At 59.2% G+C, this 14097-nt stretch carries 13 protein-coding genes and 1 pseudogene; 12 read left to right on the top strand and 2 right to left on the bottom strand.

The window, feature by feature from the left end; all coding sequences use genetic code 11:
- Window positions 1-243: 243 nt before the first annotated feature.
- Together ACODTZ_RS27945 and ACODTZ_RS27940 are read right to left on the bottom strand one after the other, a co-directional pair.
- A pseudogene (locus tag ACODTZ_RS27945) lies at window positions 244-579 on the bottom strand (DDE-type integrase/transposase/recombinase); the annotation flags it as partial.
- Between the two features lie 210 nt (window positions 580-789).
- Window positions 790-1332: a TetR/AcrR family transcriptional regulator gene (locus tag ACODTZ_RS27940; protein ID WP_489029673.1), complete on the bottom strand. Its 543-nt coding sequence runs from the start codon at window positions 1330-1332 to the stop codon at window positions 790-792.
- A 330-nt stretch (window positions 1333-1662) separates the two neighbouring features.
- Between ACODTZ_RS27940 and ACODTZ_RS27935 the strand changes: the two genes are divergently transcribed.
- The 12 genes from ACODTZ_RS27935 to istB all read left to right on the top strand — a co-directional run bounded on the left by ACODTZ_RS27935 (window position 1663) and on the right by istB (window position 14036).
- Window positions 1663-3117: an aldehyde dehydrogenase family protein gene (locus tag ACODTZ_RS27935; protein ID WP_489029671.1), complete on the top strand. Its 1455-nt coding sequence runs from the start codon at window positions 1663-1665 to the stop codon at window positions 3115-3117.
- A gap of 3 nt (window positions 3118-3120) precedes the next feature.
- Complete coding sequence (locus ACODTZ_RS27930) at window positions 3121-4248, top strand: ABC transporter substrate-binding protein (protein ID WP_489029669.1); 1128 nt, start codon at window positions 3121-3123, stop codon at window positions 4246-4248.
- Window positions 4245-5273: an ABC transporter substrate-binding protein gene (locus ACODTZ_RS27925; protein ID WP_489029667.1), complete on the top strand. Its 1029-nt coding sequence runs from the start codon at window positions 4245-4247 to the stop codon at window positions 5271-5273. Before ACODTZ_RS27930 ends, ACODTZ_RS27925 begins: the two co-directional genes overlap by 4 nt.
- Window positions 5270-6697, top strand: a complete 1428-nt coding sequence (locus ACODTZ_RS27920; protein WP_489029665.1) for an amidohydrolase family protein — start codon at window positions 5270-5272, stop codon at window positions 6695-6697. Before ACODTZ_RS27925 ends, ACODTZ_RS27920 begins: the two co-directional genes overlap by 4 nt.
- On the top strand, window positions 6682-7617 hold the full coding sequence (locus ACODTZ_RS27915) for an ABC transporter permease (protein WP_489029663.1): 936 nt from the start codon (window positions 6682-6684) through the stop codon (window positions 7615-7617). The genes ACODTZ_RS27920 and ACODTZ_RS27915 overlap by 16 nt, the downstream gene beginning before the upstream one ends.
- Window positions 7614-8411 (top strand): ABC transporter permease, encoded by a 798-nt coding sequence (locus ACODTZ_RS27910; protein ID WP_489029661.1) that lies wholly within the window; start codon window positions 7614-7616, stop codon window positions 8409-8411. The genes ACODTZ_RS27915 and ACODTZ_RS27910 overlap by 4 nt, the downstream gene beginning before the upstream one ends.
- Window positions 8408-9478, top strand: coding sequence for an ABC transporter ATP-binding protein (locus ACODTZ_RS27905; protein ID WP_489029659.1), 1071 nt, complete (start codon window positions 8408-8410; stop codon window positions 9476-9478). Before ACODTZ_RS27910 ends, ACODTZ_RS27905 begins: the two co-directional genes overlap by 4 nt.
- Window positions 9479-9496: 18 nt before the next feature.
- Window positions 9497-9943, top strand: coding sequence for a RidA family protein (locus ACODTZ_RS27900; protein ID WP_489029657.1), 447 nt, complete (start codon window positions 9497-9499; stop codon window positions 9941-9943).
- Window positions 9936-11102 carry a M20 family metallopeptidase gene (locus ACODTZ_RS27895; RefSeq protein ID WP_489029655.1) on the top strand — a complete coding sequence of 389 codons (1167 nt, stop codon included), beginning with the start codon at window positions 9936-9938 and terminating at the stop codon, window positions 11100-11102. Before ACODTZ_RS27900 ends, ACODTZ_RS27895 begins: the two co-directional genes overlap by 8 nt.
- On the top strand, window positions 11099-11707 hold the full coding sequence (locus ACODTZ_RS27890) for an amidohydrolase family protein (protein ID WP_489029653.1): 609 nt from the start codon (window positions 11099-11101) through the stop codon (window positions 11705-11707). Before ACODTZ_RS27895 ends, ACODTZ_RS27890 begins: the two co-directional genes overlap by 4 nt.
- A gap of 77 nt (window positions 11708-11784) precedes the next feature.
- The gene (gene istA, locus ACODTZ_RS27885; RefSeq protein ID WP_174008068.1) at window positions 11785-13281 is read left to right on the top strand and encodes an IS21 family transposase; all 1497 of its coding nucleotides are present in this window, start codon (window positions 11785-11787) and stop codon (window positions 13279-13281) included.
- Window positions 13278-14036 carry an IS21-like element helper ATPase IstB gene (istB, locus tag ACODTZ_RS27880; protein WP_174008066.1) on the top strand — a complete coding sequence of 253 codons (759 nt, stop codon included), beginning with the start codon at window positions 13278-13280 and terminating at the stop codon, window positions 14034-14036. Before istA ends, istB begins: the two co-directional genes overlap by 4 nt.
- Window positions 14037-14097 lie beyond the last annotated feature (61 nt).

Raw genomic sequence — 14097 nt, 5'->3', positions numbered from 1 at the left:
GGTCGAGGACATAACCCGGCCTAACGGGTCGACGGATTCAGAACGCGTTCCTAGGCAATTCGACAATGCCCTGGTTACTTCGAATACGAAGATTACCAGTGGCAGGAAATGATGGGTACCATCACCTGAACCCTAGATCGCCCTGAGACCGTTGGGAATATTTATTGCTACATCGCGCGATATGAACCGCCTTTAGTTCTCCTGACTGCGCAAATTTGGAAGTTTCTTTCGCCCATATTTTCTATAAACCCTGCGACGTATCCTCTCCCGCTTCAAAAGATTGAAGAAGCTCTCGGCCACCGCATTATTATGGCAGTTGCCACGTCGGCTCATCGAGTGAACCAGATTGTGGTGCTTGAGGAACGAGGCCCAGTCCATGCTGGTGAACTGCGAACCCTGATCCGAATGAACCAGCACCTTGTCCTTCGGCTTTCGCCTCCACACCGCCATGAGCACAGCCTGCAATACGACTTCGGTGGTCTGTCGGCTCTGCATCGCCCAGCCGATGACCCGGCGAGAATAGAGGTCGATGACGACCGCAAGGTAAGCGAAGCCCCCGCAGGTTCGGAGTGGAGTAAGAAGCGCAGACGCGCTTCTCCTCCCCGAACCGTACGTGCACCTTTCAGCGCAGACGGCTCTCTGTGTAGCTGGCCAGATCACCTTCGATGATCCAGCGGTCCCTCGTCGTGTCCACTCCATCCTGAAGCTGTATCCTCACGGTGCGGACGGCATTAGACGCGTCAAGACTGCTTGATCGTTGACGGGTTGGGCACCCGCGGTGCCCCAATATTACTTTTCTTTCGGGATCAGGTCCTGAATGTCGTCGAAGATATTCGCCCATTCAGCGGCACTGAGATCGAAAAGGCCCAGGCCTCTGACGAGGAAGGCACCCTCGATTATGATCAATGCGAGCGTCGCTCGCCGTTTGTCTGTGCCGGTGAGTTGTTGGATGTCTTCTGAATAGGCTTCCCTGATCTTCTGGAGATGTTCCGGCATCTGCGAGATCGTAGCCATGATGCTGGCAGCCTTTGCACGAATGCTCGGCGTTTCGTGCTTGGAAGCGACGATACGCGCAAACAATCTCGCATGGCGATACTCGCGAAAGGGCGGAAGCTCCTTCTGCAGTTCGGCCTCGAAACGGCTCATCTCCCGATCGAACAGCGCTTCGATCAGAAGCTCCTTCGAAGGGAAGGAATACAAGAGGCCACTCTTGCTGATGCCAGCTCTTTTTGCCACCGCGTCCAGCGTCAATCGGGCAGCGCCGAGATCGAGCGTAACGTCGCCCGCTGCATCAAGTATTTTTTCATTATCGATAGTTTTTCGGCGTCCCACGAAAATACCTCTTTACAGACCAATTGGTCGGAAATAATATTCGACCAGTTGGTCTGCTATAGCGCTTACTGTTTGTCAGATCAAGTGGTTAAGCTTTATGCATCACGCAGCACGTGATGCCTTAAATGCGTTCATATGCCCAATTGATATGCGAAATGACTGTCTTCGAAGATCGTCTTTTAACACGTTGACAGATTGGTGCACATGAATAAGGTAGACGCACAATAGTGGCCGATCTACGGTCCGGGTGAACAAAAAAACGGAGGTGTGCACATGTCGGTCTCGGCAGCTGTGTCTATGGACGCTTTTGCGTTTGAACAGAATTCCAAAATGGTCATTGCAGGACGCTGGGTGGACGCCCACGACCACGCGACCGTTCCTGTCTTCGATCCGGCGACCGGAAAAGAAATTGCCAGGATCCCGAACGCCGGTCCCCGCGACGTCGACGACGCGGTGAAGGCCGCGCGCGCTGCTCTGGATAGCGGCCCGTGGAGCGTGATGCCCGCCCGCGAACGTGGTCGGCTGCTGCGCAATCTGTCGGACCTGATCAGCAAGAATGCGGAAGATTTCGCGCGACTAGAAGCGCTGGACAATGGAAAGCCCTACGCCGCGGCCCTTGCCTACGACGTAACAAAATCCGCTGAATGGTTCGAATATTTCTCCGGCTGGCCGACAAAGATGGAAGGCCGGGTCATCCCGGCGGATGCGCCCAACAGGATGATCTACACCGTGCGGCACCCGATCGGTGTCGTGGGACAGATCATACCCTGGAATTTCCCGCTGATGATGGCGGCCTGGAAATTGGCGCCTGCACTTGCGGCGGGATGCACGATTGTTCTCAAGCCGGCGGAAGAAACGCCGCTTTCGGCACTGCTCCTGGCCCGGCTGGTTCAGGAAGCCGGGTTCCCCGATGGCGTGCTGAACGTCGTCACCGGCGTCGGAGAAAACACCGGCGTCGAGATGGTGAAGCACCCCGGCATCGACAAGATCGCCTTCACGGGTTCTACGGCCGTCGGCAAGAGCATCATGGCGGGTTCCGCGCCGCATCTTCGCCGCCTCACTCTCGAGTTGGGGGGCAATAGCCCGAACATCCTCCTCGGCGATATCGATGTCGAGAGCGTCGCCTCTCAATTGGCCGATGCCGCCTTCGCCAATCATGGTCAAAATTGCTGCGCAGGCACGAGACTTTTCGTGCCTCGCAGTCAGGAGCGCGAGATCGCCGAGAAAATCGGCGCCATCGCCCGCGCGATCAAAGTTGGACCGGGCCTGGAGCCGACGTCCCAGATGGGTCCGCTGATTTCGGAAATACAGCAAAAGCGTGTCCTGTCCCTCGTATCGGATGGCACTGCCGCCGGTGCGGACGTTGTCGCGGGCGGAAACCGCCCTTCGTCCCATCCGGAGGGCTTCTTCTTCGAGCCGACGGTGGTCTCGAACGTTCGCGACGACATGCCGCTCGTCCGCGAGGAGATCTTCGGCCCGGTGATCACGTTGTTGCCCTACGACACCGTCGATGAGGCAATCAATCGCGCGAATGCCACGGAATACGGACTGGCTGCCGGTATCTGGACGCGTGACCTGGCACTTGCCCATCAGGTCGCCGCCAAGATTCGAGCCGGTACGGTTTGGGTCAACACCTACAACGAAACGAGTCCAGCCGTGCCGTTCGGGGGATTTGGACATAGCGGCTACGGCCGGGAACACGGCGAGGGAGTCCTGGAACACTACACGGAGACGAAGTCCGTTTGGGTCAACATGGACCCGTCCGTCAAAATCAAAGGGGAATGAATCATGGGCAGCAAACATATCCTCCAGCCTCACAGTCGCCGTACCTTCATAAAGTCAGCCGCAATGTTTGGGTCGTTGCTGAGTGGCGGCAGTTTCGTATTCAGCCAGGCCGCCGCTCAGGACGGAGCACAGATCGTTTTTGCCGGATGGCAGGGCGAAGATGACGCGACGGTTGCAGAACCTTTCCTGAAGGCAACGAAATCCACGATCACGGGCACATACGTCAACAGCGGCGACGAGCTGCTGACCAAGCTGCGCTCCGGTGGCCTTGGGACGATTGATGTGATCTCGCAGAACAAGGACTACATCCCCCTTTCGATCAAGGCGGGCCTCGTTCAGCCTCTGGATCTCAGCAAAATCCCGAACGCATCCAAGCTCTTTCCGGTCCTTGCGAAAGCGCCGTGGGCGCAAAGCAACGGAGACGTCTACGCCATTCCGCTGTCCTGGGGCGACAGTCCGATCGTCTGGGATCCGAAGAAATGGGATGCGCCACCGGACAAATATTCAGACCTGGCCGACGCGAAATACAAGGGCCAGCTCGTCTGCCTCGACGACGCCTACTCGGTTCTTTGGCTGTTTTCCAGTTCCCTCGGGCATCCAGACCCGTCGCGCATAACACAGGCGCAGCTCGACGAAGTGACCAAACTCGCGAATTCGGTGAAGAAGAACATCGTCCTCGTCGGTTCGTTCGGCGATATGACGGACATCATTGTCCGTGGCGACGCTTCTATGGCGTTTGCGGCATGGGAACTGATGGTCGAGATGGCGGCGCCCAAGGGCGTTACGCTCAAGTCCGGCCTGACCGGAAAGGACAAGGGCTTCCTCTGGTCCGACGCCTATTCGATCCCCAAGGATGCGCCAAACCTCGAAGCTGCCTATGGCTTCATCAATCACATGATTGGTGCGGACGCCAATGCCGTCCTGGCGGTGAATACCGGTTCGGGCGCATCCAACCAGGATGCCGTTGCCCTGATCCCCGCGGAAAAGCGGGCTCAATACAACTACGACCTGGTCAAAGGTGACCCGGCCGCAAACCCGATGTCACTCAGCGTCTTGCCGCCCCTGGAGCCCGAGGGCGACATCGTCGGCATCGCTGCATGGCGCACAGCATGGCAGGAGTTTAGAGCATGAGCAGCACATTGAAGTACCTCGGCTGGCGAGGTCTCGATAAGCCCGACGTCAGTCAGCTATACTTGGCGCCGAACAATCTGAGACTCGAGTCAGAATACGTCAAGAATGGGTCGAACCTAGTGCGGCTCCTCTATGGCCGTCGGTCGGGCGACGTCGATTTGATCACGCCGTCCACGGATTTTGGACCGCGCACGACCTGGGAGCTCGAGCCGCTTCTCGAGCCCCTCGACATGAGCCGCATTCCGGCGGCGAAGGATATCTTCGACGGTTTCCGTCCCTATCCCTGGGATATGACGGGTTCGCCGCTGACGCTGCCGTTGCTGTGGGGGGATTCCCCCATAGTCTATAATCCAAAGATCGTCGATGGCGTGCCGAACAGCTACGCCGACCTCGCAGATCCCTACTGGAAGGGCAAGGTCGCCGTTCGCAATGAGATGTACTGCGTATTGTGGATGTTCTCGGCGACGCTTGGCCACAAGGATCCGGGTCGCATCACGTTGGACCAGCTTGCCGATGTGAGAGAGCTTGCGCGCCGCATCCGCGAAAATGCGGTGGTTGCGCAGAACTATCGTGAAATGACGGAACTGATGGTGCGCGGCGAGGTCGGCATTGGCGTTTCCGCCTGGCAGCCGATGTGCCATTGGGCCGATGTGGAAAGCGGCGTCGAGCTTCGCTTCGGCACGCCGAAGAACGATCCAAAATACTGGTGGGCTGACGGCTATGCCATCATGAAGTCCGCGCCGAACAAGGATCGTGCCTACGAGTTCCTGAACCACATGCTCCTGCCGGCAAGCAATGCCTCGCTGGCCTGGGAGATGCAGAGCTGCTCGGTCTCGCGCCAAGGTTTCAAGCTGATGCATCCGCGTCTTCAGGGTTTCTACGACAAGTCACTTGTCGAGACCGAAGGCCAGGAAATCGGCCCGTTGACGCGCAGCGTCTCCTACCTCCCGCCGCTCCATCGTGAAGGTGATATTGCCGGCGATGCGGATTGGCAGGCGGTCTGGCTGGACTTCCTCCTGTCATGAGCGAAGGATCCAACCCCAAGAAGACCTGTGATCTTCTCTATTACGGCGCGTTTCTCGTCACTGTCGACGCAGAGCGCAGGATATTCGGGGACGGCGCAATTGCCGTCTCCGGGAAAAAGATCGTGGCGCTCGGCAAGACGGACGATGTCCGTGCTCAATGGAAGGGTGCGCGCGAGGTCGACGTCAAGGGTGCGCTCGTTCACCCCGGCTTCGTCGAGTGCCACATGCACATTTCGATCCATGCGGGTCGCAATGCCATCACCGAGCCTGTCACATGGGATTCCCAACAGAATTTCTACTCGGACCTCTGGAACGCGGTCGATGACGAAGACGAATATCTAGGCTCCAAGCTCGCCTGCCTGGAACTTGCACTCCATGGTGCGACTGCCTTTATGGAATGCGGAACGGTTCTTCAGCCAGACGCAGTTGCACGTGCGGCCGAGGATGTCGGCATCAGAGCGGTGCTCGGCGACCCATTCCTGTGGGACGAAGGTGGCTTCGGCGGACGGGGCGACGTTTCTCCCCCCGTGCATCGTGCTCCGTCCGATCACAAGCGGGCGATGTCGCTCCTCGGTGGACAGCTCTTCCGCAATGCAGATCCGACGGCACTGGTTCAAGGTCATGTGGCGATCATCGGCATGGCGACCTGCTCGGAAGTGCTGACCACGACCGCCAAGGAAGTCGCGCGGGCAAACGGCGTCACGCTCAACCAGCATCAAAGCTACGGCGAAGATGACGCCCGAGACGACGACAAGCGCTTTGGTATGCATCCAATGGTGAAGTTCAAGGAGATGGGGATCCTCGATGAGGGCACCACCTTTGCGCACATGAACTATATCCGCGACGACGAGGTCGATGCCATGACCGGCACGGGTATGTCGATCGTTTGGTGTCCACTGGCCTCGGCAATGTATGGCGTCGGCGCCACCACGGCGGGCAAGCATTTCCGGATCGGCCAGTGCGGGTGCAATGTGGCGCTTGGCTCGGACTCTCCGAATTATACCGGTCGCTTCGACACTGGCGCCCAGGCATTTGCCGCAGTGCTCGCCTCACGAGAGCAGGCAAGATCGGCCGACGCCTTGAAAGCCGAGGACGGCCTGGTCATGGCGACCATCAACGGTGCCAAAGCCATCGGCCTGTCCGATCGCATCGGTTCGCTGGAAGTTGGAAAGCTCGCTGACTTCGTGGTTCGACGGACTGATATCGTGGAAGCGGTTCCCCGCAACAACCGAATTCAAAACCTCATCTATTCAAGCAGGTCGAAGGGTATCTCGACGGTGGTCGTGAACGGTCGTGTGATTGTCGAAGGCGGCATGAGCACGCAGGTCGACATCGAGCGGGTCCTCTTCGATGCCCAGCGGTCTTCCGACCGGGTCTTGAAGAAGATGGGGCTCAGGATTGAACAACCATGGCCGATACTCTGAACTTTCGTTCCGACAAGTATCCGAAAGCCGCTCTAGGGGCATCGATACTCATGCGACCCAGTCAGATACTCGCTCGGTTGGACAAGACGACAGTTGCGCTGCTGGGGATTTCCCCAGCGGCCCTCATCTGGCTCCTCTTGTTTGCCGCGCCGATCCTGATCTTTGTCATATACGGTTTCTTCAAAACCGGCATCCTCGACATCGAGTACGTGTTCACCTTCGATGCCTATATCAGGGCATTTTCGACCGGTCTCTATCTGAAGGTGCTGGGTTCGACGTTCCTGATCGCGATCTCGACCGCGGTGAGTGTCTGTCTGATCGCCTTCATATTCGCCTATTATGCAACATTTCATTTCCGCAGGCAGCGCGAGGGTCTGCTCGCGCTCATCATGATTTCGCTCTTCAGCGGTTATCTGGTTCGAATCTATGCCTGGCGCACGATCCTTGGTTCTCAGGGCATCATCAACGACACCCTTGTCCGGCTCGGACTGACGGATCAGCCGCTCAGCTTTCTGCTGTACAGCAAGTTTGCGGTCATCCTCGTCCTGATCAACATCCTGCTGCCCTTCGCGATCATTCCTCTCTATTCCGCCCTCGGAAACGTGCCGCGTGACGCGATCGAGGCTGCCCGCGATCTGGGTTCCTCGCCGCTGAACGCAATCCGCACCGTGGTCATTCCGCTCGCACATCGAGGCATTGTGACGGCCTTCGCCTTCTCGTTTGTCCTGGCTGCGGGCGACTATGTGACGCCGCAGCTGGTTGGAGGCGTCTCCAGCCAGATGGTCGGGAACGTCATCGCGGATCAATTCGGCGCCAGCTTCGACTGGCCCCTCGCATCGGCACTCGGCGTCATCTCGACCATTGCCGCAGCTGTCGTGATCCTCGTTTTCTCGATCCTCTTGAGGAGGGTGGCCAAATGAAGCTCGGTCTCGCTGCAGAACTTCGGCTATCGAAGGCTTTTGGACGCACGGTCATCACTCTCGTCCTGCTGACCCAGTTCTTGCCGGTCGTGCTCATCGTGCTGTTTTCCTTTCACGCATCGCCGCGATTGTCGTTCCCGTTCGATGGCTTTTCTCTTCGCTGGTACGAAGCTGTGTGGAGCCAACCGCGATTTGTCGCCGCGCTTTCCCATTCGCTGACGGCCGCTTTGATTACGGCCGTCGTCTGTGGGATTGCGGGGACGCTGGCGGCCTTCGCGATCCAAGTCTTTGGGTTGAAGACCAGGTCCGCAGCGGAGGGGGTGTTCACCATCCCGAATGTCACGCCGCCTTTGCTTCTTGGGGTTGGGCTTGCTCTGCTCACGCAGTTCTTCGGCATTGCGCGGGGAATGCCGACAATCGTCGCCGGGCACATTATCGTCGCGCTTCCTTTTGTCGTGCTCGCCATGCGATCGAAAGTTGCGGAGTTCGACTTCGGCCTTCTCGAAGCCGCGCGCGATTTGGGCGCAACTCCACTCCGAGCTTTCGTCGACATCACGCTACCGCTGATGCGCACCGCGGTCATCAGCTCGTCGTTCCTGGCGGCAGCGCTATCCATGGATGAGTTCATCGTAGCGCAGTTCATCCGGGGCAATACCGACACAGTCCCGACCTTCGTGTTCGGCCAGCTGCGGCGCGGCGTCGACCCTTCGATCAACGCAATGGCATCGGTGGTCCTGCTGATCACGCTCGTCCTTGCGGGCGTCGCGCAACTTGTTTCGAGGAGAGAACCATGACCGCCATCGCAATTGCTGCGCAGAAAGTCTCCCGCAGCTACGGCCATTTTACCGTCCTGCACGACATTAACCTCGATATCAAAGCTGGTGAATTCGTTTCGCTCGTGGGCCCGAGCGGCTGCGGAAAAACAACATTGCTGCGTATCCTCGGCGGCTTTGACCGGCCGAGTGCGGGCTCGGTTCATCTTGACGGCCAAGATGTTACCGACGTCCCCCCTGAGCGGCGGCATACCAACATGGTCTTCCAGCGCGGGGCGCTGTTTCCCCATCTGACGGTCGCCGAAAACATTGGATATCCCCTGAAACGCATGGGCGTGGCGGCCACGGAGATCAAGCGTCGTGTCGACGACATGCTTTCGCTGATCAGGCTGCCCGGCTTCGGAGAGCGGCGTCCGGCTGAATTGTCCGGAGGTCAGGCACAGCGCGTTGCACTGGCGCGCGGGCTCATAGGCCGGCCGAAGGTGCTCCTGCTCGATGAGCCGTTCTCTGCGCTCGATCTATCCCTGCGCAAGGAGTTGCAGCTTGAACTCAAGCGAATCCATCGCGAATTCGGATGCGCCTTCGTCTTCGTCACGCACGACCAGGAGGAAGCCCTCGTGCTCTCCGATCGCATCGTGATCATGAACAAGGGACACATTCTCCAGGATGGTTCTCCGAAGTCGATCTACCGTGAACCGGCCGATGTCTTTGCCGCACAGTTCATCGGCGAGATGAACCTTCTCCCCGGCAAGCTGAAAATGATCGCCGGCGACCGGTCGACCGTCGAGATCGGTCGCCGAACGGTCGACGCCAGCAGTGTGCTTGGCACGAAGATCGGAGATCCCGTTCTCCTTTCCATTCGCCCCGAGAACATCATCGTCAAGCGCAGCGACAGTGAAGATGCCGGCGTGGTCGATGAAGTGATCTATGTCGGGAACCGATGGCGGGTCCGAGTGACCTGCCCTCAGATGGCTCAGTCCCTCTGGACCGAATTGCCGGTTTCCTCCGATTTCGAGGGGATCGTTCGTGGCGATCGAATTTCACTCGCGCTCAGCGCAGAACACAGCCGGTTGCTGCCGGCGCAATAACATAATCGGGAGATGAACGTGTCCTTACAGAACAGCAAATCTGCTGCCAGCAGCCGCCAGTACATCAAGCCGGAAGACCATTGGGACTGGCACATTCCGACGCCATTCAGCCAGGTTATCAAGGCGGGCCGGACGGTCTATGTCGGCGGTCAGCTCTCGGCCGACGAAAAAGGCAATGTGATCGGGCTCGGTGATATCGAGACTCAAACGCGCAATGTCTTCGAAAACATCACCAAGATGCTGGCGGCTGCCGGCGCCAAGTGGTCGGACGTCGTCAAGCTCAACACCTACTACGTCTTCAACGGCGACAACGCCGAGGCCCAGGCCTTCTGGGAGAAGATGACGCGCGTTCGTCTGGAATACCTTCCAAATCCGGGTCCCGTCGCCACGGCCGTTCGTGTCGCTGGTCTGATGTATGATGGCTTCCTCGTCGAGGCCGATGTCATAGCCGTCGTCGATGAGTAATGATCGGACATGGCCGAAAGCCGCCGCTGAGACCTTTGAACTGGCGCAAGCGCTGGTGCAATTGGACACGACCGTCCCAGCCGGCAACGAGAGCCGAGCTGCGGCGCTTGTCGCGGAGCGACTCCACCCGCTCGGTTTCGCAATCGAGCGATACAAGCTGGCCGAAGGGCGAGAAAGCCTGATCGCGAGGCTCAATCCGGGTGCGGCGCAGCCTGCTATATGTCTCTGCGGCCATCTCGATACAGTGCCGATCGGCAACCAGGCCTGGCAGCACGACCCCCACGGCGGCGACATTGCCGATGGGAAGCTGTGGGGCCGCGGCTCGACCGACATGAAAGGCGCCGTCGCCGCGATGGTCACCGCCTGCGAGCGCCTCGCCAAAGCGGAGTATACTGGCAAGGTCGTCCTGGCTCTCTGTGCTTCGGAGGAGACAGGCTGCCAGGGAGCGATCAACATCGCCGACAGGATCGGCGATGTTGGCGCACTGGTGATCGGCGAGCCTACCAACAATTCCGTTGCTGTTGCTCACAAAGGCGTGCTGTGGCTTCGTCTCGTATCGGTCGGAAGGGCCGCGCACGGTTCAATGCCACATCTCGGCAAGAACGCGATCCAGATGATGCTGAGCGCCGTTTCTCAGCTTGATCATATCAGCTTCGATGTGGTGCCTCATGCACTTCTCGGAAAGCCAACCCTAAACATCGGCACGATCGCCGGCGGAGCGGCGACCAATATCGTCGCCGATCGCTGTGAGGTAACACTTGATGTTCGATTGGTGCCGGGCCTGAACGCCAGCGACGCCATTGAAGCCATCAAGGCTTCGCTCGGGCCTGAGATCGCCGTCGAAATCACTCTGGCGCTCGATGCTGTCGAGACCGATCCCGAAGACGGCTGGATCAAGAGCGTCTTGCGGCGGGTAAACGAACTCGGCGTCGCCGCGCCCGATCCGATTAGCGTTAGCTATTTCACGGATGCATCCGTCTTACAGCCCGCTTTGAACTTTCCACCCGTCGCGATTGTCGGTCCCGGCAATCCGGCGCTTGCCCATCAAGTCGACGAGTCTTGTTCAATCGAGGAGATCTGGCGATCGAGCCAGCTCTTCGAGGGCCTGGCTCGCGATTGGGCCTCTGCAGCTCCCAACCAAGAAGGGGAAACCAAATGACTGACCAGGCAGCACAAAAACTAGCGAAAGACCGCCGTCATCTCATTGATGTTCTGATGAACAAGACGGTGTTTGCCGACAAGGTTCTCAAGGGCGGAAACGTTGTCAACGTGATCTCCGGCGAAATCTACAAGGCCGACGTGGCAATTGCCGGCCAGTACATTGTGCGCGTTGGCGATTGCGGATCGTTGACGGGCCCAAATACCGAGGTCGTGGATATGGCCGGTGCGCACGTTATGCCAGGCCTTATCGACGCGCACATGCATTTTGAGAGCGCGATGCTCAATTGCACCGAGTTCACCCGCCTTTCGCTGCCGACCGGAACCACGTCCCTGGTCTCGGACCCACACGAGATCGCGAACGTCCTCGGTCCGGACGGCGTGGAGGAGATGGCAAAGGAATGCGCGCTTCTTCCTAATCGCGTCCATACCCGTGTCCCGTGCCGCGTTCCCGACGTTCCTCTCGTCGAAACTTGCGGCGTCGACATAACCTTCGAAGACGTGCCGCGGATGCTAAAAATGCCGACCGTCGATGGCATCGGAGAGATGCAGTCGGTCGGTGTGAGAGCGGCGGTGCAAAAACCTACCACGGTAGCGGCGGGATAGTCCCGCTTCGGGCGGCGTAAAAGTCGGCCACCTATTTACCTTTTGCAATCATTGCAGGAGGGCTGGGGATCTATACCGTGGAACTATATCTGAAGGTCCGTCTGGCTTGCTCGGAAGGCATGAGCCGGCGTCAGGCTGCAAAGCATTTCAACATATCTCGCGACAGCGTTTCCAAGATGCTGTCCTATTCGACGCCACCGGGCTATCAGCGGCAATCACCGATCCGGCGACCGAAGCTGGATGCGTTCGTTTCGACGATCGATCACTGGCTTGATGAGGACGTGAAGGTGCCGCGCAAGCAGCGCCATACGGCCAAGCGGGTGTTCGACCGGCTTCGAGACGAGCGCGGGTTCACTGGCGGCTACACGATCATCAAGGATTATATGCGCGAGCGGGATCAGCGTCGCCAGGAGGTGTTCGTGCCGCTGGCGCATCCGCCAGGACATGGGCAGGCCGATTTCGGCGAGGCGGTGGTTGTCATTGGCGGCGTGGAGCAAAAAGCGCATTTCTTCGTGCTCGATCTTCCCCACAGCGACGGCTGCTATGTGCGGGCCTATCCGGCGGCGGTGGCAGAGGCATGGGTCGATGGCCACATCCATGCGTTCGCCTTCTTCGGGGCTGTGCCGCAGTCGATCGTCTACGACAATGATCGCTGCCTTGTGGCGAAGATCCTGCCCGATGGCACACGCAAGCGTGCATCGCTGTTCAGCGGCTTCCTGTCCCATTACCTGATCCGGGATCGTTACGGACGGCCGGGCAAGGGCAATGACAAAGGGAATGTCGAGGGTCTCGTCGGTTATAGCAGGCGCAACTTCATGGTGCCGATCCCGCAGTTTGCGACATGGGAGGCATTCAACACCTGGCTGGAAGAGCAATGCCGCAAGCGCCAGCGCGACAGGCTGCGGGGCGAGAGCGAGACGATCGGAGAACGGCTGCAGCGCGATCTTGCTGCCATGCGCCGATTGCCGGCGTCGCCATTCAATGCCTGCGACCAGACGAGTGCCAGAGTCACGGCCCAGTCGCTCGTTCGCTACAAGACCAACGACTATTCCGTGCCGGTCGCCTATGGCCATCAGGATGTCTGGGTCCGGGGCTATGTCGACGAGGTGGTGATCGGCTGCCGTGGCGAGATCATCGCCCGCCATCCTCGGTGCTGGGAACGGGAAGACGTCGTCTTCGATCCTGTGCATTACCTGCCGCTGATCGAACAGAAGATCAATGCGCTGGATCAGGCCGCCCCTCTCCAGGGCTGGGATCTGCCCGAAGAGTTCGCCACGCTGCGCCGCCTTATGGAAGGCCGCATGGCAAAGCATGGCCGGCGTGAGTACGTGCAGGTTCTTCGCTTGCTGGAGAGCTTCGAACTCGCCGATCTGCATGCGGCGGTGAAGCAGGCCCTGCAACTCGGAGCAATCGCCTTCGACGCGGTCAAGCATCTGATCCTGTGCCGGGTGGAGCGCCGGCCGCTGCGGCTGGACCTGTCCATTTACCCCTACCTGCCAAGGGCGACGGTCGAGACGACCTCGGCGAAAGCCTACATGCGACTTCTGTCGTCGGATGCGGGAGAAGCCGCATGAGCACCGAAGCACCAGAGATCCTTCTGTCCCATTACCTCAAGACCCTGAAGCTGCCGACTTTCCAGCGTGAGTATCAGAAACTGGCCCGGCTATGCGCCACCGAAGGCGTTGATCATGTCGGATACCTCACCCGGCTTGCCGAGCGGGAGATGATCGAGCGGGATCGCCGCAAGGTCGAACGCCGTATCAAGGCGGCTAGGTTCCCGGTCGTCAAAAGCCTGGACAGCTTCGACTTCGCAGCCATCCCCAAACTCAACAAGATGCAGGTGCTGGAACTGGCGCGATGCGAATGGATCGAGGGCCGGGAGAACGTCATCGCTCTTGGTCCCAGCGGAACGGGCAAGACCCATGTGGCCCTCGGCCTCGGCTTGGCCGCATGCCAGAAGGGCCTGTCCGTCGGCTTTACCACGGCGGCAGCTCTGGTCAGCGAGATGATGGAGGCACGTGACGAACGGCGTCTGCTCCGGTTTCAGAAGCAGATGGCGGCCTACCAGCTTCTCATCATCGATGAACTGGGCTTCGTGCCACTCTCCAAGACCGGCGCAGAATTGCTGTTCGAGCTGATCTCGCAACGCTACGAACGGGGCGCCACCCTGATTACCAGCAATCTTCCTTTTGACGAATGGACGGAAACTCTGGGATCCGAGCGTCTGACCGGCGCTCTGCTCGACCGCATCACCCATCACGTCAACATCCTCGAAATGAACGGCGACAGCTATCGTCTCGCCCAAAGCCGCGCCCGAAAGGCAGGCTGAAACCCTTCGAAAAATCGCCGCGCGCGCATGAGACCCCCGCTCGGGCTACGCCCTCCCGCGG

The organism is Rhizobium sp. FG113 (assembly GCF_057809895.1).
The sequence above is the reverse complement of the archived record's forward strand: the minus strand, read 5'-3'. Positions and strand labels throughout refer to the sequence as shown.

Excerpts from the sequence above, each read along its gene's own strand:
- ACODTZ_RS27920 (WP_489029665.1), top strand. The coding sequence starts at position 5,270 with ATGAGCGAAGGATCCAACCCCAAGAAGACCTGTGATCTTCTCTATTAC.
- ACODTZ_RS27890 (WP_489029653.1), top strand. The coding sequence starts at position 11,099 with ATGACTGACCAGGCAGCACAAAAACTAGCGAAAGACCGCCGTCATCTC.
- ACODTZ_RS27915 (WP_489029663.1), top strand. The coding sequence starts at position 6,682 with ATGGCCGATACTCTGAACTTTCGTTCCGACAAGTATCCGAAAGCCGCT.
- ACODTZ_RS27925 (WP_489029667.1), top strand. The coding sequence starts at position 4,245 with ATGAGCAGCACATTGAAGTACCTCGGCTGGCGAGGTCTCGATAAGCCC.
- istB (WP_174008066.1), top strand. The coding sequence starts at position 13,278 with ATGAGCACCGAAGCACCAGAGATCCTTCTGTCCCATTACCTCAAGACC.
- ACODTZ_RS27910 (WP_489029661.1), top strand. The coding sequence starts at position 7,614 with ATGAAGCTCGGTCTCGCTGCAGAACTTCGGCTATCGAAGGCTTTTGGA.
- ACODTZ_RS27935 (WP_489029671.1), top strand. The coding sequence starts at position 1,663 with ATGGTCATTGCAGGACGCTGGGTGGACGCCCACGACCACGCGACCGTT.
- ACODTZ_RS27930 (WP_489029669.1), top strand. The coding sequence starts at position 3,121 with ATGGGCAGCAAACATATCCTCCAGCCTCACAGTCGCCGTACCTTCATA.
- ACODTZ_RS27905 (WP_489029659.1), top strand. The coding sequence starts at position 8,408 with ATGACCGCCATCGCAATTGCTGCGCAGAAAGTCTCCCGCAGCTACGGC.
- ACODTZ_RS27895 (WP_489029655.1), top strand. The coding sequence starts at position 9,936 with ATGAGTAATGATCGGACATGGCCGAAAGCCGCCGCTGAGACCTTTGAA.